Source organism: Synechococcus sp. 60AY4M2 (genome assembly GCF_002760375.1).
GTDB lineage: Bacteria > Cyanobacteriota > Cyanobacteriia > Thermostichales > Thermostichaceae > Thermostichus.
In genome coordinates, this window is sequence record NZ_AUMZ01000001.1 from 601,796 (window position 1) to 624,296 (window position 22,501).

The 22,501-nt window shown below is 62.9% G+C and carries 16 protein-coding genes, 1 pseudogene and 1 riboswitch; of the genes and pseudogenes, 11 read left to right on the plus strand and 6 right to left on the minus strand.

What is annotated here, in order from left to right; genetic code table 11:
• Positions 1–132 precede the first annotated feature (132 nt).
• Positions 133–1,263 carry an LptF/LptG family permease gene (locus SYN60AY4M2_RS02650; RefSeq protein ID WP_011429983.1) on the minus strand — a complete coding sequence of 377 codons (1,131 nt, stop codon included), beginning with the start codon at positions 1,261–1,263 and terminating at the stop codon, positions 133–135.
• Positions 1,264–1,451: 188 nt separating this feature from the next.
• Positions 1,452–2,669, minus strand: coding sequence for a pentapeptide repeat-containing protein (locus tag SYN60AY4M2_RS02655; RefSeq protein WP_099812221.1), 1,218 nt, complete (start codon positions 2,667–2,669; stop codon positions 1,452–1,454).
• A gap of 163 nt (positions 2,670–2,832) precedes the next feature.
• Here SYN60AY4M2_RS02655 and SYN60AY4M2_RS02660 point away from each other — a divergent pair, with 163 nt between their 5' ends.
• From SYN60AY4M2_RS02660 to SYN60AY4M2_RS02690, 7 genes are all read left to right on the plus strand, one after another.
• On the plus strand, positions 2,833–4,623 hold the full coding sequence (locus SYN60AY4M2_RS02660; protein ID WP_240527686.1) for a DUF1565 domain-containing protein: 1,791 nt from the start codon (positions 2,833–2,835) through the stop codon (positions 4,621–4,623).
• A 91-nt stretch (positions 4,624–4,714) separates the two neighbouring features.
• A riboswitch (cobalamin riboswitch) is annotated at positions 4,715–4,856 on the plus strand.
• A 39-nt stretch (positions 4,857–4,895) separates the two neighbouring features.
• A complete protein-coding gene (locus tag SYN60AY4M2_RS02665) occupies positions 4,896–6,839 on the plus strand; it encodes a TonB-dependent receptor (protein ID WP_099812223.1) in 1,944 nt (647 codons plus the stop codon).
• Between the two features lie 97 nt (positions 6,840–6,936).
• On the plus strand, positions 6,937–7,353 hold the full coding sequence (locus SYN60AY4M2_RS02670; protein WP_011429979.1) for a DUF1636 domain-containing protein: 417 nt from the start codon (positions 6,937–6,939) through the stop codon (positions 7,351–7,353).
• A 9-nt stretch (positions 7,354–7,362) separates the two neighbouring features.
• Entirely contained in the window at positions 7,363–8,232 is an 870-nt protein-coding gene (locus SYN60AY4M2_RS02675; RefSeq protein WP_099812224.1) for a (2Fe-2S) ferredoxin domain-containing protein, read from the plus strand.
• Between the two features lie 3 nt (positions 8,233–8,235).
• On the plus strand, positions 8,236–8,889 hold the full coding sequence (locus SYN60AY4M2_RS02680; RefSeq protein ID WP_011429977.1) for a hypothetical protein: 654 nt from the start codon (positions 8,236–8,238) through the stop codon (positions 8,887–8,889).
• Positions 8,890–8,937: 48 nt separating this feature from the next.
• Positions 8,938–10,980 carry an ArsA family ATPase gene (locus tag SYN60AY4M2_RS02685; protein WP_240527687.1) on the plus strand — a complete coding sequence of 681 codons (2,043 nt, stop codon included), beginning with the start codon at positions 8,938–8,940 and terminating at the stop codon, positions 10,978–10,980.
• 66 nt (positions 10,981–11,046) lie between these two features.
• Entirely contained in the window at positions 11,047–11,505 is a 459-nt protein-coding gene (locus SYN60AY4M2_RS02690; RefSeq protein WP_099812226.1) for an MAPEG family protein, read from the plus strand.
• Here SYN60AY4M2_RS02690 and SYN60AY4M2_RS02695 read toward each other — a convergent pair.
• Genes SYN60AY4M2_RS02695 through SYN60AY4M2_RS02705 form a run of 3 tightly spaced genes read right to left on the minus strand, consistent with a single transcriptional unit; the run spans position 11,502 to position 15,351 of the window.
• On the minus strand, positions 11,502–12,530 hold the full coding sequence (locus SYN60AY4M2_RS02695) for a DUF3326 domain-containing protein (protein WP_168173611.1): 1,029 nt from the start codon (positions 12,528–12,530) through the stop codon (positions 11,502–11,504). The genes SYN60AY4M2_RS02690 and SYN60AY4M2_RS02695 overlap by 4 nt on opposite strands.
• 16 nt (positions 12,531–12,546) lie before the next feature.
• Positions 12,547–14,004: a protoporphyrinogen oxidase gene (gene hemG, locus SYN60AY4M2_RS02700; protein WP_099813205.1), complete on the minus strand. Its 1,458-nt coding sequence runs from the start codon at positions 14,002–14,004 to the stop codon at positions 12,547–12,549.
• A 51-nt stretch (positions 14,005–14,055) separates the two neighbouring features.
• Entirely contained in the window at positions 14,056–15,351 is a 1,296-nt protein-coding gene (locus SYN60AY4M2_RS02705; protein WP_240527688.1) for a homoserine dehydrogenase, read from the minus strand.
• Between the two features lie 202 nt (positions 15,352–15,553).
• Here SYN60AY4M2_RS02705 and SYN60AY4M2_RS02710 point away from each other — a divergent pair, with 202 nt between their 5' ends.
• From SYN60AY4M2_RS02710 to SYN60AY4M2_RS02725, 4 genes are all read left to right on the plus strand, one after another.
• A complete protein-coding gene (locus SYN60AY4M2_RS02710; protein ID WP_099813206.1) occupies positions 15,554–16,507 on the plus strand; it encodes a 6-carboxytetrahydropterin synthase in 954 nt (317 codons plus the stop codon).
• Positions 16,491–17,804, plus strand: coding sequence for a DNA double-strand break repair nuclease NurA (locus SYN60AY4M2_RS02715; protein WP_011429970.1), 1,314 nt, complete (start codon positions 16,491–16,493; stop codon positions 17,802–17,804). Before SYN60AY4M2_RS02710 ends, SYN60AY4M2_RS02715 begins: the two co-directional genes overlap by 17 nt.
• 247 nt (positions 17,805–18,051) lie before the next feature.
• On the plus strand, positions 18,052–21,453 hold the full coding sequence (gene treS, locus SYN60AY4M2_RS02720) for a maltose alpha-D-glucosyltransferase (protein ID WP_099813207.1): 3,402 nt from the start codon (positions 18,052–18,054) through the stop codon (positions 21,451–21,453).
• 10 nt (positions 21,454–21,463) lie between these two features.
• Complete coding sequence (locus SYN60AY4M2_RS02725; RefSeq protein ID WP_240527689.1) at positions 21,464–21,883, plus strand: SOS response-associated peptidase; 420 nt, start codon at positions 21,464–21,466, stop codon at positions 21,881–21,883.
• A gap of 400 nt (positions 21,884–22,283) precedes the next feature.
• On the opposite strand, the pseudogene SYN60AY4M2_RS14190 reads toward SYN60AY4M2_RS02725, so the two are convergent.
• Positions 22,284–22,501, minus strand: a pseudogene (locus SYN60AY4M2_RS14190) (hypothetical protein); the annotation flags it as partial.

The following is a 22,501-nucleotide window of genomic DNA, read 5'->3' on the forward strand; positions in this document are numbered from 1 at the left end:
CGCCATCCAAATGGACATGGCGTCGGATTTATCGGCAGTTGATCCCTACCTTTTCCCCGCAAGGGGACGGAAACTATAGGGATCCGGTGGATCCCTGGTTAGGTCGGGGGTTGCTCTGCCCAGAAGGGATCCCTAGCGCAGGAAGCGGGCCAACAGCAGCAGGCCGAGGCCGCCGAAGAGGATGTTGAAGCTCCAGGCTGCCGCCCAGGGGGGAAGGGCTCCTGCTTCGCCCAGGCTGCGAGACACACTCAGCACCACGTAGTAGGCAAACACCAACAGGATCCCGAAGACGACACCCCCATAGCGGCCCACCCGCCGCGCAGTGGTGGATCCCAGGGGAAGGGAGATCAAGACGGCAAAAAAGCTGGCCAAGGGCAGGGAAAAGCGCATGTGGAACTCGGTGCGCAGGGGCTGGGTATTGAGGTTGGAGCGGGCCAGGCGGGAGATGCGCTCCGCCAGCTCCGGCAGGCTCAGCTCGTTGGGCGGAACCGGCGGCTGCATCAGGGCGGCCAGATCTTGGGAGACCTCTAGCGGCTTGCGGTCGAAGGGCTCTTCGGCCAGGCTGAGGCCGTCAGGGCCGTAGCGGTGGGTCACCCCTTCGCTGAGGGTCCAGTCCAGGCCATTCCACACCGCCTGGGCCGCCAGGGTCACCTCTGCCAACTGGTACTTGCCCCCCGGCAAGGGATCCACCTGCAAGATGGTGACATCCTGCATGGTGTTCAGCCGCGGATCCACCTGGCGGATGAAAAACCAGAGGTTGTCTTCCGTCCCGCCAACCCGGGCGGTTCTGAAAAAGACGTCGTATTGCACCGGGGTGGTGGCCCGGGCCAGGAGCGCCTGCTGGTCGATCTGGCGGATTTCTCGTTTGCTGGCCGGCAGGAGCACGTTGCTGATCCAAAAAGCGCTCAGGCTCATGAGCAGCCCCACCAGCAACAGGGGACGAAAAATGCGCGTAAACGGGATCCCGGCTGCCCGCATGGCGGTAATCTCGCTGTTGCCGCTCAGCTTGCCCAAGGTGAGCATGGTGGCAAAAAAAGCGGCGATGGGCATGCCCAGCAGCACCATCTCCGGCAGATCCAAAATGAGAAGGCGCAACACCGTCAGGGGCGGCACGGATCCCTCGACCAGCCGCTCGGCCAAGGTAAAGAGCCGGCCTGCCAAAAGCAGCAGGGTTCCCCCAGCTATACCGGCCAGCACCGGCGTGAGCATCTGCCCAAACAGGTAGCGCTCCAGCAGCCAGAACTTGGTGAGCAAGCGGGCCATGTCCAACAATTGAGGGATTGGGGCTATTTCAGGCTAGCTTGAACGGTTCTCCGGCAGGCCCTCACCCCCAGCCCCTCTCCCAGAGGGAGAGGGGAGCTGGGATCAACTCACAAGCTGTTTCATGGCTGTTTGCCATGACCATGGCAGCGCTGGCGTTGAACCCAGGTTTGCCGGCCATTGGCTCTGGATCAAGGCCTCCGGGAGGCCGGCGGCTCGGCAGGAGGGGGTAAGGGCTCGGTTTCGCCGCCGGGATCCAAACGGCTGGCCGAGGAGTTGAGGGGAAGCGGGGGCTCAGGATCCAGCTTGGCTCCCCAGGCGGCCAGGTAGGCTCTTTGTTCGGGGGAAAGGCGACGCACCCGGCGAAAGTCCGCGCCGGCCACGATGGCGCCGGCGTAGGCCCCGCTTTTAAAATCGGGCTTTTTTCCTGGCTGAGCCGGAGAAGCCGTCTGCAGGGATCCCACAAACAAGAGGGCGCGGTAGAGATCGGCGCCGCGCAGGTCGGCATTGCGCAGGTTGGCCCCGCAGAGGTTGGTGTGGCTGAGGTCGCAATCCCGCAGGTTGGCTCTTTCCAGGCTGGCCTCGCTGAAGTCCACCCCCCGCAGCAGGGTGCCATGCAGGTCGGCCCCTTCCAGCATGGTGCCCAGATTCACCACCCGGATCCCGTTGAGGCGATCCCGCTGGTAGCCGCCTTTGCCGTCCAGGATGGGCCGGCCCAGGTGTTCGTCGCGGCGCAGGGGGCTAAGCAAGTTAGCGGTGGAGAGGAAGCGCAGGATCTTGGCTTTGCCAAAGCGATCCACGCCGTTGAGGAGCGCCGCCGTGCGCCCGGCCGCAATGGCCCGCTCCAGGGGCCAGTCGTCCAACTGCCCGTCAGGGGAGAGAACCAGGTTGGAGATGCCCTCGAAGTAGGCGTCGATGGTCTGCTGCTGGGTGATGATGTTCTGCTGGATGGTGAGGTCGCGGGAGATGACGTACTGCCGCCAGGCGATGTAGGCGGCCAGGAGGGCGATCAGGATCTGACCTGTAGCCCCGAACACCTCGCCCAAAGCCCCGATGGCCTCCCAGCTCAGGGATCCCAGGGCCGAGGAGGCTCCACTCCAGACCAATCCTCCCATCACCGCCAAGCCGAGAGCTGCTGCCGCCCACCCCAGGCTGGGCCAGGTGGTCAGCCACTGCCAGAGGTCGCGCCCGATCTGCACCCAGAGCGGCTGCCCCCACCAGCCGGCCAGGCCCAGCCAAGCCAGCACCGCCCCCCAGCCCAGGGCCGGCTGCCCTGCCCACTGGCCCAGCAGCAGCAGCAGGGCTGGGATCCCCAACAACAGCAGGTTGAGCAGGGGGCGCCCAGACGAGAGGGAAGCCAGCGGCAACTCTTGGGAGGAGCCTTCGCGGGCAAGGGCTTCGTCGGTCATGGCAAGGGTATACTCTAGGGGTAGCGTTGGATCTACAAAAAGAAGCCTGCATCAGTCCGTATTTGGAGTTGGGGAAGAGGGCAGGATCCTGCCTGTCAGGTTTGGTAGGATAGCCTCGACCCTCCTTCTTTCTCTGGCCCAGCCTGGTGTGGGGATGACTCCTATGATCTCTTCCTTATCGTTCATCCGTCTGCAGAAATCCGGCGAACACCAATTTACAGCAGTCCTGCCTGACTTGCGGTTGCAGCGTCACGGCTCCGCGACGCTGACGCGACTGGCCACCTCTTTGCTGTTGAGCACCAGCTTACTGCTGGCGGCAGGAAGGGATCCCAGTTGGGCGCAAACTTCCCTGGACACCGGCCTTTTGGAGAAGCAGGCCCTGCCCCAAGCGCCGCCGCTGCCGGACGACCGCCCCGCCATTTTTGTGGATGCCGCCAATGGCAGCGATACCCAAGGGGATGGATCCCGCAACAACCCCTTCAAGACCATCACCCATGCCATCAGCCGGGCGCCAGCCGGCAGCATCATCCAGCTTCTGCCGGGGGTGTACAGCGCAGAAAGCGGCGAAGTCTTCCCCATCCGCCTCAAGGCCGGCCTTATCTTGCGCGGGGACGAGTCCACCTTGGGAGAGGGCTACCTGATCGATGGCGGCGGCACCTACATGAGCCCGACCTTGGCCCGGCAAAACGTTGCCCTGCTGGCAGAGACCGGCTCAGAGGTGCGGGGGGTTACCCTGCGCAACCAGGGTCGGCGCGGCTACGCCCTCTGGGTAGAATCGGCTTCCCCGCGCATTCTCAACAACAGCTTTGTGGGCAGCATCCACGACGGCATTTTCATCGCCGGCGCCTCCAACCCCTGGATAGAAGGCAACCGCTTCTACAAAAACGGGGCCAACGGCATCTCCGTCTTGGGCACCTCCCAGCCCACCATTGTCAACAACCTCTTCCAAGAGACCGGCTTTGGCCTCACCATCGACCAGCGCTCGGCGCCGATTGTGCGCAACAACCGCATCCTGCAAAACCGCACCGGCATTGTGGTCGGCGGCAGCGCCCGTCCCATCCTGCGCAACAATCTCATTGCCCGCAACCTGGAGACTGGCCTGACAGCTATCACCACCGCCCAGCCAGATTTGGGCACGGCTTCGGATCCCGGCAACAACATCTTTGAGGGGAACGGCCAGTACGACATCCACAACGCCACCCGCGGCCTGCGCCTCAACGCCAATGGCAACCAACTGGCCGGCAAAACCAAAGGGGAGCTGGATCTGGCCGGCCAGACCACGGTGGCTGCGCTGCCCAGCAACGCCCCGCCACCCATTGCGGCAGGCGGCTTGACGCTGCCCACAACTCCGCAGGCCGAGCCTCCGGCTCCCAGCAGGGATCCCCAGCCGGCGGCGGCCTCTCCCACCTTGCCGGTGGTGACGGTGCCCCAATCGACTGCCCCCGTTCCCCCTCCTGCAGCGGGATCGGGAGGGCGCATTTTGCCCAGTGCCCCCCCTCAGCCGGCAGGCGCTCAACCCCAGGAGTTTGTTGCCGTCCCCTTCACCCCCGATGGCTCCACCACGCCTGCCCAACCGGTTGAGCCTGCTCCTGCCACTCCCGTCCGCCAGCAATCTGTGGCTCCTCTCACGGATATTACTACCCTCCTGCCACCCCCGGCTCGCCGACAAGCGGGCAGCAGCCCAACAACCCCCCCTGTTCCCGTTGCCGCGGCTCCAGAACCGGCGGTAGCCCCAGCAGAGTCGGCCACCCGCTTTCGTGTGCTGGTGACCCCCAAGGGCAGCGACGATTTGCAGCGGCTGCGGCAGCTCGTCCCCGAAGCGGTGGAGACCGTGTTCAACGGCAGGAGGGTGCTGCAGGCCGGCCTCTACGACAGCCGCAGCCAGGCCCAGTCAGTCTTGGATCGGCTGTTGGACGCCGGCTTTGACGCGGTGGCGGAGATGATCTTCCGTTGACCTCACTGCCCAGGGATCCCCCCCGGCAGGATAGGAACTCCCCAGCAGGGAATGTATGATGCCTAGCACGGCTTTTTCCAGAGCAATGGGGAGGAAAGCCGTGCCGTCAGGTTGTCCTGGGGATCAGCCAGGGCAAGCAATGGGGAAAGTCCGGTGCAAATCCGGCGCTGTGCCGCAACTGTGATGGGCTGAGGCCCTCAGTCAGGATGCCCGCCTGCGGCTTTGGCTCAAAGCTTAGCCCTTCCGCGTCGCACGGAAGCAGGAGCAACCGGATGAAAGTAACTGTATGTCTCAGCCTTGGGCTGGGGATCTTGAGTTTGGGGATCCCGGCCTGGGGGCAGGCAATCTTGGATACCGGCCTCAGCGCCGAGATTTTGAATCAACCCGTCACCACCCCGTTTCGCCGTCCCGGCCTGCTGCGAGAGTCTTCCCGCCCAGTCTACGTCATCACCCGCCAGCAGATGCGCCAGCAAGGGGCAAGGACGGTGCAGGAAGCCCTGCGCTACTTGCCCGGGATCCTCAGCAATGGCACAGCGGGAACTCAGTTGGGAGCTCTTAGCTCTCAATTCATGCGAGGGGCGCGAACGGCGCAGGTATTGGTGCTCTTGGATGGCCGCCCTCTCAACGATCTGGGTTTTTTCGGGGGGTTTGACCTCTCCCAAATCACCACCGATGTCGTCGAGCGAATTGAAGTCTCCCCCGGCGGCGGCTCTACCCTGTACGGCTCAGACGCCGTTGGCGGCGTGATCAACATCGTCACGGTGGAGCCGCAGCCAGAAACGGAGACGGTGCTGGAAGCGGCGGTCGGCAGCTACGGTCTCAATGAGCAAGGGATCCAAAGTCGCGGCCAAGCCCAGGATCTGGGCTGGGTGCTCAGCTATCGCCGTCTGCAAAGTAACAACGACTTTCCCTTTGCCATTGAGCGGCTGGGCAAGTCAGGCAGGCGGGAAAACTCGGCGGTGGAGTACCACAACTTGCAGGCCAAGCTCACCTGGCAACTGGCCGAAGATCAAGTCCTAACAGCCAACGCCCTCTACCTCAACAAAGCCTTTCGCGTGCCCGGCAGTGTAGAGTTTCCCTCTCCCGACGCAGAGCAAAACACCAACGATCTGCTGCTGGATCTCAGTTGGCTGTGGACTCAGGAAACAGGATCCCTGCAGGCAAGAGTCTTTTTGGACGATCTCAACTACCGCTTCAGCGCTCCGCAAAGCCAGGGATCCCGCGACGTCATCTTGCGCAATGGCTGGGGATCCCAGCTTCAATATGCTTGGCAGGCCGGCGAAAACCTAGAGGGAGTTTTGGGGGCAGATTATCGCTCTATCTCAGCCCGCAATACGACTTTTTCTTTTGCCAGGGGTTCTGCCAATATCAACTACGACGATACGGTTAACCAGGGGGCCCTGTTTGCCCGCCTGGACTACAGCCCGGATCCCCAGTTCCACCTCGACCTGGGCATCCGTCAGGACTTCAGCAGTTTGGCCAACGGCTCGGCCACCTCGCCGGCTGTGGGGATCCGGTGGGCAGTTGCCGAGGGAACTACCTTGAGGGCCAGCTACGCCGGCAGCTTTCGCACCCCCTTGATCTCGGAATTGTTCTTTCGGCTGCGCGGCTTTTTTGAAGTGGATGGCAACCCCAATCTCCGCCCAGAGCGAGGGGAGAGCTTGGACATCGGCCTGGATCAAACCTTGGGAGATTTTGGCCTGCTGCGCTTAACTTTTGCCCACAACCGCATCCGCGATGGCATCACCTTTGTCAGCCTTGGGCCGCGCCGGGGAACCTATGAAAATATCGGGCTGGTCGAATATACCGGCCTGGAAGCGGCTTTAGATTTGCGTTTGGGGGAAAACTGGACGCTTTTTGCCAACTATACCCTCAATGATCCCATCATCCGCGCTGCCCTTAACCCGGCCACAGTTGGCAAAGAGCTAGCCTTTGTAGGAGCCGATAGCTTCAATCTAGGCCTAAGCTACCGCCACGAGCAGGGCTGGTACGGCTCGATTTTGGTCCATCACATTGGGAGCTTTTTTACCAACAATGCCAATACGGAATCCCTGCCAGGCTACACCACCGTGGCTCTGCGCGGCGGGATCCCGTTGGCTGAGGCCCTGAGCCTAGAGTTGGGGATCGACAACCTGCTGGATGAGCAGTATGAAGTTTTCCCCGGCTATCCCGGAGTTGGCCGCACGCTGAGGGTGAACTTGCGGGGGCAATTTTAGCGATATCCCAGGCTGTTTTTAACTCTCCGGCTGACCACTTTTAGCGAGAACTTTCCAAGTTGATTGTCTGCTTTACGGTTTAGTTTGGATGCAACTTATGGCGATCTCAACCAACTCTCTATCTCCTAACTTTTCTCCATCGACAACTTCGGCTCAAGCTGAGGCCGAACATTACCTCTGGATCTGCACCACCTGCGGATCTCGCTGGGTGAACGGCCAAAAAGAAGGGACTAGCAAAGGAGAAATGCTCCTGGCCGCCTTGCAATCGCAAGTGCTCAATTCCCAATTGCACCTGAAGCCAGTTGCCTGTATGAGCGGCTGCAGCCATGCCTGCGTGATTGCCCTAGCAGCCCCGGGGAAGATGACCTATGTCTTTGGCGATCTCGATCCAAAAGATGTAGAGCCAATCTTACAAACGGCGGAGCTGTATTTGACAAAGCCCGATGGGATCCTGCCCTGGGCAGAGCGCCCCATCAAAAAGGGGGTGATTGCCCGCATTCCGCCAATCCAATAGGAGCAACCTATGGCCGCTTTCAGTCCCTGGATCACGCCCTTAAACCAGACTTGGCAAGAGGTTTTCCCCACCGGCTGGACAACCGTTTACGAAGGGATCCCGGCTCACATCGACTGTCTTGGGCCATTGCTCTATGAGCTCTTTCAGGAGCGCTGGGCCGAGATCCAAGTGGGCCAGGTGGTGGAGGGAGGAGTGCTGGAGGCGGCCTTCAAGGATCCCCCTGCTCTCTGTGTGCTCTACGACGGCTATTTGACCGTGGCCACCGAAACTTGGCATTTGCACCTGTGTCTAGAAGAGCACCAGGGCGGCCCCTACAGCAGAACTCCACCTGAGCTGCGCCGCAAAAGATTGGTCGGCCGCGCCGCCCTCTATCGCCGCCTCAATCCGCAGGGCCAGCCTCGCCAATGGGGGATCCAATTTTGGAACGGAGCAGAGGAATCGCTGCTGCAGATCTTTTTGCCCAGTCCCTTTTTGGGGCCAGGAGAAGACTACCTGCCCGAAGGCAAAGCCGACTATCAGAAGCTCTCCCTTTATGAACGCCTGCGGGCCATTTACGTCGAGGGAAAAGAGCGGATCCCGTATGAAGATAACCCCCTCAAGCGGCCCTATTTGGCGGTTTGCCGTTCCAGCCGCTGCTATCCTTCTCGCCACTATCAGCCCGTTGTGGAAGCTCTGCAATCGGCCCTGCGGGAAGCCAATTTGGATATTCAGGTCATTACTTCCGGATGCCTAGAAGTCTGTCAACAAGGGCCGGTGGTTTTTTACTCCGGAGATCGCACCTGGTACAAGCGGGTTACCCCCCAAGTAGCGCGGCAAATTGTCCAGGAGCATCTGCTAAAGAACTGCCCCTTGAAAGCTCACCTTTTTCCTGGAGATTAGCCTATGGTTAGCCTACAAGCTCTTGTCCAGTCCATCCCCAAGCCTCGCCGCGGGATCCCAGAAGTAATTTGGATCCAAGCCAGCCGAGATCTAGCCCAAGGTCGATTTTGGCCCAGCCTATTTACCACCATCGGCTGCCTGAGCAACATTGCCTATACCTGCACGCTTCCTTTTGTAACTGTTGGCATCATCGCGGGCACCACGTTAACTCGCCAAAGGGCAATTATTAGCGCTTCGATGATTTGGCTGGCCAACCAAATCTTTGGCTACACCTGGCACAACTATCCCCGTACACCTGATTCTTTTGCTTGGGGGTTGGTCTTGGGGATCGGCACGGTGGGGGTCGCTTTTGCTGCCGGCTACCGACCTCTGTTTTCTCAGTCCAAACCTATTAGGCCAAGGCAATTGCTGCTGAACTATCTTTGGATCCCAGCCATGCTGATCCTAGGGTTCCTTGCTTTTGAAGGGCTGATCTTGGCAGCCGGCCTGGTTCTGGGCGGAACGGAGGGCTTGACCCTGCCCATCTTGGCCAAGATCTGGCTGGACAACTGGCTGTGGACGGGATTTTGGCTTGGGATCCACGCGCTGCTGGCGTGGGACAGAGGACGCCGGTTGTGGTGGGAGAGGGGAAACTTCGCTGATCTGGAGCATCCCTAAGGGAGATCCAGGCCACAATGGGGGTGACCTGTGCCAGAAGGGATCCCTTTGCAGCCTGCTCAACTCGATTGTGGCGGGAGCGCTTTCCGCCTGTCTCTCCTTTCTCCTTGCCAGCGTCTGCTGCTGTTTAGCGGCAAGGGGGGCGTAGGCAAAACCACCCTCACCTGTGCCCTGGCCCGTCACCTGGCCCAGGCGCAACCAGAGCGCCGTCTGCTGCTCCTGTCCACCGATCCGGCCCACTCCCTGGGGGATGTGCTGGGGATCCCGGTGGCCGACGTTCCCCAGCCCCTGCCGGATTGGCCCAACTTGCAGGTGCGGGCTCTCCAGGCCGAGGTGTTGCTGCAGGATTTCAAGCAGACCTACGGCCCGGCTCTGGAGCTGATTGCCGAGCGGGGCAGTTGGCTGGCCAAGGAAGATCTCCTGCCCCTTTGGGATCTGGACTGGCCGGGGGTGGACGAGCTGATGGCCATCTTAGAGGTCAACCGGCTGCTGGCGGGCCAAGAGGTGGATACAGTTATCCTGGATACCGCCCCCACCGGCCACACCCTGCGGCTGTTGGAACTGCCCGACTTTCTCGACAATTTGCTGGCGGTGTTTGCCACCTTCCAGGCCAAGCACCGCGAGGTTGTCCAATCCCTCACGGGCGCCTATCGACCGGATGAAGCCGACGCCTTCCTGGCCCGCTTGCAGAGCGAGCTGGAGGGGGGCAAAGCCCGCCTCACCGACCCGGAGAGCACTGCCGCCTGGCTGGTGCTGATCCCGGAGCCGTTGAGCGTGGCGGAGACGCGCCGCTTTTGTCAACAACTGCAAAGCCGCCGGGTGCCCATTGGCGGCCTGTTGGTCAACCAGGTGTTGTTGGGAGCCAGCGGGAGAGCGTCGTCTGGGATCCCGCCGTCCCCCCTCTACCTGGCCCGCCAGCAGGAACAGCGGCGCTGGCTAAAAGCGCTCCAAGAGGAGCTGCCTGGCTATCCCATCTGGGTTTGTCCCTATCAACTGGAGGAGCCCATTGGGCCGGCGGCCCTGGACAAGCTGGTGCAGCAGCTTCGTCCCTTGCCAGAGGTGCTGCTGCAGTTGGAAGAGATTCCCGCTAGCCCAGGGGAGCCTGTCGGCGGGATCCCCTCCCCCCCAAGGGTGGCCCTGCCAGATTTTTTGGCCCAAGGGATCCGCCTGCTGCTGGTGGGAGGCAAAGGCGGGGTAGGCAAGACCACGGTGGCCGGGGCGCTGGCCTGGAACTTGGCCCAACGCCATCCCGACCGGCAGCTCTTGCTGGTCTCCATCGACCCGGCCCACTCGCTGGGGGATCTGTTCGGGGTGAAATTGGGGCAAGATCCGCTGCCGCTGCTGCCCAATTTGCTGGGGCAGGAGATCGAGGCGGCGGCAGTGCTGGAGCGCTTCCGGCAGGAGTACCTGGAAGAGGTGGCGGCCATCTTGGCCGGCGAAGGGACGGCGGGGGTGGAGGTTCAGTACGACCCGCAGGCCTGGCGGCAGCTTTTGCAGATGGCTCCACCGGGCCTGGACGAGGTGATGGCCCTGCTGACGGTGCTGGAGCAGGAGGCCAGCGGCCAGTTCAACCTGGTGGTGGTGGATACAGCCCCCACCGGCCATCTCCTGCGCTTTTTGCAGATGCCGCAGGCCCTGGAAGGTTGGGTCAGCCTGGCCCTGAAGCTGTGGCTAAAGTACCGCGACGTGGTGGGCCGGCCAGAATGGGCGCAGCGGCTGCGGGATCTCTTAGGCCAGGTGCGGCAGCTCCGGCAGCGGCTGCGGGATCCCCAGTTTGTTAGCTTTATCCCCGTCTTCAACCCGGAGCAGGCGGTTCTGGCGGAAACCGAGCGCCTTCTGGCGGAACTGGATGCCCTGGGGATCCCTCATCCCTACGCCGTTCTCAATCGGGTTTGGCTGGAGGAGGCCACCCCCTTTGGTGCAGCGCTGCGGCGCCGCCACCAGGCCATCTTGGCCCAGTTGCCCCAGCGATTCTCCCAGCAGGCCATTGTCACCGTCCCTTTTCTGCACCCGCCCAGCTTGCAGGCCGTTGGCGCCTACTTGCTGACTCCTGAGGACCCTGCCTTGCCGGTGCCAGAAGTCTCAACCTAGGGCCTGGGAGAGCCGCTAGTCTGGAAAAGGGGCTAGTGCAGCCCCTTCCTTCTGCTGCTTTTGCCTATGTTGTTCAACCTCCCCCTGCAAGCCATTCCCCTGTTCTCCATCGCAGCGGCCATCCTGTTGGTGTACCTGCCCATGGGCGTGGTGGGCTATGCCCGCGCCCGCGTCGGTTATGACCCGCATGCGCCGCGGGCGATGTTCGACCGGCTGCCTCCCTACGGCCAGCGGGCCACCTGGGCCCATGCCAACGGCTTTGAGGCCCTGGGCACCTTTGCGCCGTCAGCCCTGATAGCCTACGTCACCGGCCCCCACCCGGATCCCTGGCTGTTTGGGCTCAGCGGCGACGAAGGGGTGGCCCTGCTCTGCGGCGTTTTCTTGCTGGCGCGGCTGCTCTACAACTTCTTCTACATTGGCGACATTCCTATCGGGCGCTCCCTCTCCTTCTTGGTCGGGTCGCTGGCCACGCTGGGCCTGCTGCTCATTGGCCTGTTGCCGTTTCTGGGCCAGAACCTGGCCTAGCCGGGCAGTTGCAGGGAAGACAGGGCCACCCCAGCCCGGTGGGCCACCACCACGCCAATGGCCTCTAGGTAGGAGCTAACGGCCACATGGGGGATCCCCAACTGGCGGGGGTGGACCTGCATCACCGTGGCGTTCTCTTCGACGGCGATAAACAAGGGCGGGCGGGGGCGGCTGGCGAGGTAGAGCAGGCCGGGGCCGCCAAAGGCAGTGGCCGGGGCAATGACGCTGTCCACCTGCTCCGCGGTCAGGTCGCCCGGCTGGGGAGGATCCCCCCTCTTGACAAACTGGGGGGCATAGCTCAGCCCCGCCAAAACGGAGGGCAGGAAGGTAAACCCCACCTCTTCGGCGGCGGCGCGGGGGTGGACCGGCTTAGGGGCGGGATCGGGGTAGAAGGCGGGGGCGTGGGCACAGGGGATCCCCAGCTCTCGCACCACCAGGTGGCTGAGGATGGCCTCGGCCCCAGCCAGGGGATCGACCCCCTGCCCCTGCTCGTACCGGCTGAAGTCCAGATCGTCGGGGAAGCGGGCCACCACGGCAAGGGCCTCGGCTCCCAAGCGGACGAGCTCTTGGGCAGTTTCCAAAAGCGCATCCGGCTGGGCCAGGGATCCCTGGCTGGCCCCGGCAGGGGAAAAGCTGACGGAAACGCCTAAGGGTCGAGGGGTCAAGCGCCAGGGGCCAATGTCCAGCCCCAGGGTGGCCTGGGCGGCCTGCAAAACCTGCAGGTGGCGTTGGCGGAGATCCTCCGGGATCCCGGCATCCAGGATGACGCCAACGCGGTTTTGCCGCACTGGCCTGAGGTGCCACTCCCCAGCGCAGAAGCGATCCAGGCCGTACCCTTCCACGTAGAGGACGTTCTTCAGGGGCCAAAACAGGGTGGCGCCGTTAAGCACATTGGGATGGGTGACGAGGCAGTCGACAGCAGCCGCCAAAGCGCGGGCCACCGGCAGGGCATCGCCGGCAAAGCCACCCACGCGGGCCCCAATGCCCGTGGGAACCAAAAGCAGCGCCGTGTAGGGGCGACCCATTGGCCACTTGGGAGGACTAGACCTGGGAGAACAGCTGCTGCGCCAGCGCCTCGGCCCGCCGCACGCAATCGCCCAGGGCCACGCCATCCAGGTAGTTGGCACACACCCAGATCCCCGGCGTCTGGGAGGCCAGGTGGGCCTGCACCTGGGCTATGCGTTGCCGGTGGCCAAGGGTGTACTGGGGGATGGCGCGGGGCCAGAGACGTTCGCCCAGGTAGACGGGCTCGGCGCGGCGGGTGAGCAGAACCTGGCTAAGCTCGGCGTGGGCAATTTGCGCTCGCTCCTCAGGAGACAGCGCAGGGATGGGTGGGATCCCTTGCTGGCGGGCCAAGGCCGCATCGGTGGCGCCGCCCAGGAAGCTGAGGAAGCTGTGGTAGCCCTGGGGAGCCCGCTCTGGAAAAAGGCAGGAGGCCCAGATCGTGCCCAGGGTGCGCAGGCCCTGGGAACGGGGGATGAGGTGGCCAAAGCCCCGCAGCGGCTGGGGCAGGGCCTCTTGGGGATAGGCCAGAGCCACCACCGCCACCGGCGGATAGAGGATCTCGGCCAAGAGCTGGCTGGCCGGGGGGTTGAGCTCCTGTAGCAGCGCGGCAGCCTCGTAGGCGGGGAGGGCCAGCACCACCTGGCGAGCAGCCACCCAGCGGGATCCCTCTGGCGTCTCAAAGCCCACCCAATAGAGCTCTCCCGCCCGCTTCAGCTGCAGCGCTCGCCAGCCCAGCCGCAGGCTGTCGCCCAGCTTTTGGGCTAGGGCCTCTGGCAACTGCTGCAGCCCCTGCCTCAGATTGCCCAGTTGGCCCCGTTTGGGCGGGGGTTGGATGGCCGCAGGAGAAGGCTGGGGTCGTTGGCGCAGAGCCTGCAGGGCGCCGGCAAAGAGGCTGCCATAGCGCTCCTCCAGGCCCGCCACGCGAGGGAAAGCCGCCACGGCGCTGAGTTGATCTGGGTCGCCGGCATAGACTCCTGAGGTGAAGGGCTCCACCAGGCGCTCGGCCACTTCGGATCCCAGTTGTCGCCGGAAAAACTGCCGCACCGTTTCCTCGCGTCCTGGCGGCGGCGGGACAAACCCCAACAAGCCCTGCAGAGCCCGCAGCTTGCCGCCCACGCTGAGCAGCCGTGATCCCAGGGCTGCCGCGGGGCTCAGAGGCACCGGCAACAGCGCTCCTTCCCAGTAGATGTAGCGGGGCAGCTTGGCATCGGCCAGCACCAGTTGGTCGGCCAGGCCCACCTCAGCAATGAGGTTGAGCAGGGCAGGGGTGGGGGTAAAGCTATTGGGGCCTTCCTCCCAGCGGTAGCCGTCTTTGGACTGGGTGGAAATGCAGCCGCCGACGCGGGAGCTGGCCTCCGCCAGGAGCACCGCTTGAGGGGATCCCCCCCTAGCCGATAAACCCTGCTGCAGGCGCCAGGCCAGCGTCAGGCCGCTGATGCCCGCCCCAATGACCACCACCTCCGCGTTAAGGGGTTCAGGGGTTGCAGGATTCACTGCCGCTTCCAAGGTGTTTTTCCTCCATCACGTCCGGGGGGCCAATCTTCGTTAGCGCAGTACGCGAAATAGGCTGGGGATCTCGGCCACCTGGGGAAGCTGCTGGATCTCGGCCAGCGCCTGGCGGCAGTCGGCCTCGCGCACGCTGTGGGTGAGGATCACAATCTCCGCCAACTCCTGGTGGCACTCCTTTTGGGTGATGCTCTCCAGGCTCACCCCGTGCCGGCCAAAGCAGGTGCCGATGGCCCCCATCACCCCCGGCCGATCCTGGGCCAGCACTCGCACGTAAAACTCCGACTGCGCCTCTGCCAGCGGCAGCAAGGAGGCAACAGGAGGGGAGGCGGCAAAGCCCCACAGGGGATTGGGCAACTGAGCCCCCGTCTGCAGGTGGGCAAGTAGGATAAGCAGATCCCCGACCACCGCGCTGGCGGTTGGCCCCCGGCCCGCCCCTGGCCCTGAGAGCACCACTTGCCCCAAGGGATCCCCTTGCACCCAGACGGCGTTGTCCACCCCGTGGATGTTGGCCAGCGGGTGGGTAACCGGCAGCAGGGCGGGGTGGACGCGAATATCCAGGGTTGGTTCACCTCCCTGCCCCTCGGCCCTTTGGGCGATGGCCAAAAGCTTAAAAGTATAGCCCCACTCGCGGGCGTAGCGGATGTCGGTGGAGCTGATGCTGCCGATCCCTTCGCAGGGGATGGCCTGTCGCGGTACCGACACCCCAAAAGCCAGGCTGGCCAGAATGGCGATCTTGTCCGCCGCATCCCATCCTTCCACATCGGCGCTGGGATCCGCCTCGGCGTAGCCGCGGGCCTGGGCCTGGGCCAGCGCTTCGGCAAAGGAGCTGCCCTCCTGGGTCATCTGGCTGAGGATGAAATTGGTGGTGCCGTTGACGATGCCCCAGACCGCCTGGATGTGGCTAGCCCGCAGCGACTGTTGCAAAGCCTGGATGATGGGGATCCCACCCCCCACCGCTGCCTCCAGCAACACCGCCACCCTGGCCTGGGCGGCAGCCTGGAAAATCTCCTCGCCATAGCGGGCAATGACCGCCTTGTTGGCTGTGATCACCGGCTTGCCGTGGTCGATGGCCTTTAGGATCAGGCTGCGGGCCGGCTCCAAGCCGCCCATGAGCTCAATCACCGCGTCAATTTCGGGATCCGACACAATCCCCTCTAGGTTCGTGGTCAGGCGCTCGGGCGGGATCGCCACCTGCCGCGGCTTGTCCAGGGAGCGCACCCCCACCGCCGCAATCTCAACTGCCTGCAAGAGGGGGTGAGGAGGGCGCTGTAGAATCTCGACCACGCCCGTGCCGACCGTACCCAGCCCCAATAGCCCAACCCGATAGACCACAGCCGCTCCCTCGGGCCCAAAGACTTTCTTACCTTTACCAGGTTGACACACTCTTGGCCCCCTAGGGCGAGATTTTGGCCATCCATCCCCAAGGGCTTCAGGAGGAAGGCGCGCCGAGCCAGGCGCAGGGATCCCTCGCCGCAGGGGCAGTGCTGGTTTGGAGTTTATGCTGAAGGAGGGATCCCTTTCTCTCATAGCCCTCATGTCCAGAACCTGTACCATCTACCGCCGCGCCCACTTTGCCGCCAGCCACCGCTACTGGCTGCCGGAGCTCTCCGAAGCTGAGAACCTGGCCCGCTTCGGCTCCCACGCCCGCTTTCCCGGCCACGGCCACAACTACGGGCTGGAGGTGGGCTTGACGGGGGAGGTGGATGAGTACGGCATGGTGCTCAACCTCTCCCAGGTCAAGCAGGTAATTCGGGAGCGGGTGATTCAAGAACTGAACTTCGCCTACCTCAACCAAGTCTGGCCAGAGTTTGCCCAAACCCTGCCCACCACCGAGTTCATTGCCTACACCATCTGGCAGCGCCTAGCCGACGCGCTGCCGCTCAGCAGTGTGCGCCTCTACGAAGATCCCCAGCTTTGGGCCGAATACCGAGGAGAAGCCATGCAAGCCTATTTGACCGTTGCCACCCACTTTAGCGCCGCCCACCGCTTGGCCCTCGATCACCTCAGCCTGGAAGAGAACACTGCCATCTACGGCCTCTGCGCTCGCCCCCACGGCCACGGCCACAACTACGGCCTGGAGATTACCGTCAAGGGATCCATCGACCCGCGCACAGGGATGATCGTGGATTTGGCAGCTCTGCAGCGGGTGATTGAGGAGCAGGTGGTGAAGCCCCTGGATCACACTTTCTTGAACAAAGACGTCCCCTACTTTGCCCAGGTGGTGCCCACCGCCGAAAACATCGCCCTCTACGTCCAGCGGCTGCTGACTTTGCCCCTGCGCGAGCTGGGGGTGCAACTGCATCGGGTTCGCCTGCAAGAGAGCCCCAACAACAGCAGCGAAGTCTACGGGGAGTTTCCGCTAGAGGAGCTGGGCGCAGCTACCGCTGCCACCACATACCCCGCGAGCGAGGGCAAGAGGGATCCCTCCGAAGTGGAGCCCCTGGCCGCCGGCAGGGCTGAGCCAGCCGCCTATGCTGGATCTGGTTAAGCTGAGCGGGCAGATTCCCGCCTTTGCCCGCCACCTGCAGCAGGAGTCGAAGGCCAACCAAGAGCGTCTGCGCCTGGCCTTGCAGGAGTTTGCCCGCCTGCAGCGAGAACCCCAAACCTGGCAGTCGCGCTGGGCGGAGTGGAGCTCCCATCTCGCCTTTACCTGCGCCAGCCCCGCCGAGCCGCCGGAAACCTGGGGATCCCTGCCCAAAGTCGAGCCCTTGCAGGGGCCGCACACGGTGGTGGCCACCGACGGCTCCCAGATCCTGCCCAGCCACCACGAGATTGCCTACTGCTCGCTCATCAACATCGGGCGGGTGGCTCTCCACTACGGCACGCAAGAGTGGCCGCTGCTGGACAGCCAGCCCCTGCTGATCTACGGGCAGGAGCCCTTTGCTCAACCTGAGCGATCCAACTCTCTTCCAGGAACAGCCCTCCACCCTCTTCGCCACCGACCCAGCCGATCGCGTAGGCAGGCCGTAGGCCTTGGGGAAGAAGATCGCGGGGAGGGGGGGGAGATTGCGTTGGATGCCGAAGCGGTGCTGGCTTTGCGGCGGGCTCAGGCAGAGCTGGAGGAGCTGGCCCAATTGGCCCTGCCGCTGCCTAGGAGTCGCCCCGTGCTAGCGCTGCTGGATGGATCCCTCATCCCCTGGGGGCTGGAGCCGCTGCCCAAGCCAGCCCAGCGTCCCTGGCTGGATCCCATCCTGGCAACTCTGGAGCAGTTGCGGGCAGCTCGCATCCCCCTGGTGGGCTACATCAGCGCTTCCCGCAGCAGCGAAACCCTCAACTATCTGCGCCTGGGGTTGTGTCCCTACCTGGGCTGCGACTGCTATCGCTACTGCGCCGGCGAGAAAACTCCCCCCTGCCAGCCCTTTGCCCCCCTAGCAGATCGCGTTTTTTGGGGATCCCTGCTGCAGCCGGGAGAGCGCAGCCCCCTCTGGCGCAGTGGCGCCAGCGTCTTGGAGACTTTTGGGGAACACCACATCCACTGCTGTTACTTGAATGTCGGCGCAAACCCTGGGGAGGGATCCCTGCCGGAGATCGCCCGGCTAGAGTTTCCCGCCTGGGTGGCTCAAGACGCCGAGTTGCTGCAGCGGGCCCTGGCCGGAGTGCTAAGCCAGGTGCAAAAGGGCTTTGGCTACCCCATCGCCCTGGCGGAAGCCCACCATCTGGCCGTGGTGCGCAGCGGGGATCGGCAGCGCTTCTTCGCCTTGATCGAGCAGGAGCTGATCCGCGCCGGCCTGCGCCATGTAGCCGTCTCCCGTAAGGAAGCCCAAAAGCGAACCGGCATCGCCTAATTGGTGCCAGTGCTGCAAAACCCTTCCTCCCTACCTCCCCTCTCCCTCAGGGAGAGGGGCTGGGGGTGAGGGCTCCCCCTGGGAGAGGGGCTGGCGGTGAGGGGTTAAAATCACCCTGTCAGACCCAAAACCGCATCGCCTACCGGGATCCCTGGCACCCCAGAAAAGGCTGCAGCCTATTGAGGGGATCCCTGTTCAACGGTTAGGGTTGCCAAGGTGTCCAAATCCTGTCTCTGTTGCCGATATGATGAGCCAAGCCCCTCTGCGCAGCCTCGTCTCTCCCTTAACCTACAACCCCCTCTGGTACAAAGACGCGATCATCTACGAGCTACCGGTGCGCGCCTTTTTCGACAGTGATGGCGATGGCGTGGGCGACTTCCAGGGTTTGACCGAAAAGCTGGACTATTTGCAGGATCTGGGCATCACGGCCATCTGGCTGCTGCCCTTTTTCCCTTCCCCGCTGCGGGATGATGGCTATGATGTTTCTGATTTTACCAACGTTAACCCCGCGCTGGGCACCCTAGAGGACTTTAAAATCTTTCTAGATGCCGCCCACCAACGCGGGATCCGCGTCATCATCGAGCTGATCCTCAACCACACCTCCGATCAGCATCCCTGGTTTCAGCGGGCTCGGCGCGCCGCCCCCGGCACCCCTGAGCGGGACTTCTACGTCTGGAGCGACACCCCGGAAAAGTACAAAGAGGCCCGCATCATCTTTCAAGACTTTGAAACCTCCAACTGGGCCTGGGATCCGGTGGCCAAGGCCTACTACTGGCATCGCTTCTACTCCCACCAGCCGGATCTCAACTACGACAACCCCGCCGTGCAGAAGGCCATCTTCGAGGTGGTGGACTTTTGGTTGAGCATGGGGGTGGACGGCCTGCGGCTGGACGCCGTGCCCTACCTATACGAGCGGGAGGGAACCAACTGCGAGAACCTGCCGGAAACCCACGCCTTCCTCAAGGCCCTACGCAAATACATTGACGAAAGATATCCCAACCGCATGCTGCTGGCAGAAGCCAACCAGTGGCCGGAAGATGCTGTGGCCTACTTCGGCGACGGGGACGAGTGCCACATGGACTTTCACTTCCCCCTGATGCCGCGGCTGTTCATGGCCATCCAGATGGAGGATCGCTTCCCCATCATCGACATCCTGCAGCAGACTCCCCCCATTCCCGAAACCTGCCAGTGGGCCATCTTCCTGCGCAACCACGACGAGCTCACCCTGGAGATGGTCACTGACGAGGAGCGCGACTACATGTACCAGGTGTACGCCAAGGATCCCAACGCGCGGGTCAATCTGGGCATCCGCCGCCGCTTGGCGCCCCTGCTGGGCAACAGCCGCCGCCGCATCGAGCTGATGAACAGCCTGCTGTTTTCTCTGCCCGGCACGCCGGTCATCTACTACGGCGACGAGATCGGCATGGGGGACAACATCTACTTAGGGGATCGCAACAGCGTGCGCACGCCGATGCAGTGGAGCGCCGACCGCAACGCCGGCTTCTCTCGGGCTAACCCGCAGAAGCTCTACCTGCCCATCGTCATCGACGCCGAGTACCACTACGAAACCGTCAACGTGGAAGCGCAGCGGAACAACCCCTATTCCCTGTGGTGGACGATGAAACGGATGATCGCGGTGCGCAAGCGCTTCCAAGCCTTTGGCCGGGGCTCTTTTGAGCTGCTGCACCCGGAAAACCGCAAGGTGCTGGCCTTTATGCGGGCCTACGGCGACGAGCGCATCCTGGTGGTGGCCAACCTCTCCCGCTACGCGCAGTTTGTGGAGCTGGACTTGGCCCACTGGGAGGGGCTGATCCCGGTGGAGATCTTCGGGCGCACGCCGTTTCCTCCCATCGGCCAACTGCCCTATTTCCTGACCCTGGGCCCCCACTCCTTCTACTGGTTTTCCCTCGAGCCGCAGCGACAAACGGAGCGGATCCACCCCAGCCACAGCAAGCCAGAAGAGTTGGATCGCCTGCCCACCCTGCTGGTTCAAAACGGCAGTTGGGAAAGCCTCTTCCAGGGGGAAAGCCAAAAGCAGGTGGAGGCGGTGCTGGGCGACTACCTCTACCGCTGCCGTTGGTTCGGCTCCAAAGCCCGCCAGATCCAGTCGGCCCAGATCTTGGATGCCATTCCCTGTAACCGGGAAGGGGATCCCCCCTTTCGGGGCCAGATTTTGCTTTTGCAGGTCGAGTTTACCGAGGGGGAGGCAGAACTCTACTCTTTACCCGTGGGCTATGCCATCCAGGAGGCGGCCATGCACCTGCGCGTAGAGGCGCCCCAGGCGGCGATTGTCCCTGTGCAAGTGGCTGGGGAGCCGCCGGGCGTGCTGTTCGACGCCCTGGCCGATAAAAGCTTTTTGTCGTTGCCGCTGCAGATCATCGCCCAGCAGGGCCGTCTGCGCCACTCCTCAGGGGAGCTGTGGGCCACCACCTTTGCCCCTTTTGAGTACCACCTCGGCCTGGAACCCCGCATCCTCAAGGCGGAGCAGAGCAACACCTCGGTGGTCTACGGCAGCCAGTACATCCTCAAGTTCTACCGCAAGGTGGCCGAGGGGGTAAATCCAGAGCTGGAGATCGGCCGCTATCTGCTGGAGCACCATCCCCAGGTGCGGGTGCCGCGGCTGTTGGGATCCCTGGAGTATCGCCGCCGCCGTGGGGCGCGGGGCTTTGATCCCGGCGATCAGCCCATCACGTTGGCCATCTTGCAGGAGTACATCCCCAACGAGGGGGATGCCTGGCACTACACGCTGGACAGCCTGGGGCAGTTTTTCGAGACGGTGCTGGTTCATCACGCAGAGGCGGAAGCGGTGCCCGTGCCGCGGGGATCCTTTCTGGAACTCTCGCACCTTCCCTTGCCGGAGCTGGCCTACGCCACCATCGGCAGCTACCTGGAGTCGGTGCGGATCTTGGCCAAGCGCACCGCCGAGCTGCACCTTGCCTTGGCCGCCGACACCGAGAACAAGGACTTTGCCCCCGAGCCCTTCTCCAGTCTCTACCAGCGCTCCATCTATCAATCGATGCGCAATTTGGTGGGGCAGGTGTTTCCGCTGCTCAACAAGCAGATCCCCAAGCTGCCCGAACTGGAGGCTAAGTTGGCCCGCACCGTTCGCGACCAAGAAGGGGGGATCATGAGCCGCTTCCGCCTCATCCTGGAGCGGAAGATCACGGCTTTGCGCACCCGCTGCCATGGGGATTACCACCTGGGCCAGGTGCTGTTTACCGGCAAGGACTTTGTCATCATCGACTTTGAAGGGGAGCCGGCCCGGTCGCTAGGAGAGCGCCGCCTCAAACGCTGCCCCCTGCGGGATGTGGCGGGAATGCTGCGCTCTTTCCACTACGCCGTCCACACCGGCTTGCGCCAGCAATTGGAAAGCGGGCTGGTTTGCGGGGACAAGTGCCCTGACATGATGCGCTGGGCCCAGTTTTGGCACCGCTGGGTCTGCGCCGCCTTCTTGGCCGAATATCTGCAGGTGGCTTCTCAAGGGGCTTTTCTGCCCCGCAGCCCGCAGGAGCTGGAAGTGCTGCTCGAGGCCTACCTGCTGGAGAAGGCCATCTACGAGCTGGGCTACGAGCTCAACCACCGCCCCGAGTGGGTGGAGATCCCGCTGCGGGGGATCCTGCAGTTGCTGGGCATTTCCACCAAGGTCTGAGGGATCCCAGATGTGCGGACGGTTTAGCTTGGCAGTTGCCCCCGAACGGCTGCAGCAGCATTTTCCAATCGAGAGGGGGGCAGTTGGGGCGCTCCAGCCCCGCGACAACATCGCCCCTTCTCAGCCGGTGCTGGCGGTGGTGGCGGGATCCCTGCAGCGTCAGGCAGTCCATTTCCGCTGGGGCTTGATCCCCAGGTGGAGCCAAGCTCCCCAGGCTGGGTGGATCAATGCCCGCGCCGAGACGGTGGCCGAAAAACCCTCTTTCCGCCAGGCCTTTTGCCGCCGCCGCCTCCTGATCCCGGCAGATGGCTTCTATGAGTGGGTCGGCCGGGGCAAGCAGGGGAGGCAACCCTACTGGTTTTACCTAGTGGAGCGACTGTTGACACTCCCACCCAGGGGATTCTTACGCAGCCCACAAAAGAACCCGTAACGGCGTTGTCAAAGCGCCTCTAGACAGTTCCTTCACGCAAAGCCCCAAGGTTCTGCTGACTTTCTTAAGCAGATTGGCGGCAGCATTTGCCTCAGCCTTGACCAACCACCCCTTTGCCGTTTGGTACAGGCCCCGCTTGACACGCTTTCCAGAGGGTCTCCACCCGTCGGGTTTTTCACCATAATTAGGTAGCTCATCTCCATCTAGGAAGCTTGCCTGCGATCTTTACGCCTCCTCTACCTCAATAAACTCAACGCCATAATGCTGACATAATTGCGCAATACGCTCCTTGAACCGACCTGTTGGGACGAAAACAAAGTTTTGGTTAAAACCGCATTCTTGTTTTTGTTCTTTGTTCCAACCGAAGAGGATTCTCCCAATTGAGTGGTGCAAACAGAAGTCAATGACCTTGCGCGCAGCTTTGTGGACCGCATTCTCCGGTTTCCGTAATTCGGTCAAGCTTTTGCAACCAAAACCCCTGTGGCTTGTGAGTCTTGAGCCTAGCCAGCTCCTTGTTGTGCCACTGGTTAAAGGACTTGACTTTGCGGCCATCAATGATGAAGCTATGTCCTAAGTTGCTAACGCACGTGAGCCAGTTGTTGACTCCGTGGTCAATTG

Bases quoted from the DNA above. Each gene is read 5' to 3' on its own strand.
- SYN60AY4M2_RS02690 (WP_099812226.1), top strand. From the start codon at position 11,047: ATGTTGTTCAACCTCCCCCTGCAAGCCATTCCCCTGTTCTCCATCGCA.
- SYN60AY4M2_RS02725 (WP_240527689.1), top strand. From the start codon at position 21,464: ATGTGCGGACGGTTTAGCTTGGCAGTTGCCCCCGAACGGCTGCAGCAG.
- SYN60AY4M2_RS02655 (WP_099812221.1), bottom strand. From the start codon at position 2,669: ATGACCGACGAAGCCCTTGCCCGCGAAGGCTCCTCCCAAGAGTTGCCG.
- SYN60AY4M2_RS02675 (WP_099812224.1), top strand. From the start codon at position 7,363: ATGGCCGCTTTCAGTCCCTGGATCACGCCCTTAAACCAGACTTGGCAA.
- SYN60AY4M2_RS02650 (WP_011429983.1), bottom strand. From the start codon at position 1,263: ATGGCCCGCTTGCTCACCAAGTTCTGGCTGCTGGAGCGCTACCTGTTT.
- SYN60AY4M2_RS02670 (WP_011429979.1), top strand. From the start codon at position 6,937: ATGGCGATCTCAACCAACTCTCTATCTCCTAACTTTTCTCCATCGACA.
- SYN60AY4M2_RS02680 (WP_011429977.1), top strand. From the start codon at position 8,236: ATGGTTAGCCTACAAGCTCTTGTCCAGTCCATCCCCAAGCCTCGCCGC.
- SYN60AY4M2_RS02695 (WP_168173611.1), bottom strand. From the start codon at position 12,530: ATGGGTCGCCCCTACACGGCGCTGCTTTTGGTTCCCACGGGCATTGGG.
- SYN60AY4M2_RS02715 (WP_011429970.1), top strand. From the start codon at position 16,491: ATGCTGGATCTGGTTAAGCTGAGCGGGCAGATTCCCGCCTTTGCCCGC.
- treS (WP_099813207.1), top strand. From the start codon at position 18,052: ATGAGCCAAGCCCCTCTGCGCAGCCTCGTCTCTCCCTTAACCTACAAC.
- SYN60AY4M2_RS02660 (WP_240527686.1), top strand. From the start codon at position 2,833: ATGATCTCTTCCTTATCGTTCATCCGTCTGCAGAAATCCGGCGAACAC.
- SYN60AY4M2_RS02665 (WP_099812223.1), top strand. From the start codon at position 4,896: ATGAAAGTAACTGTATGTCTCAGCCTTGGGCTGGGGATCTTGAGTTTG.
- SYN60AY4M2_RS02710 (WP_099813206.1), top strand. From the start codon at position 15,554: ATGTCCAGAACCTGTACCATCTACCGCCGCGCCCACTTTGCCGCCAGC.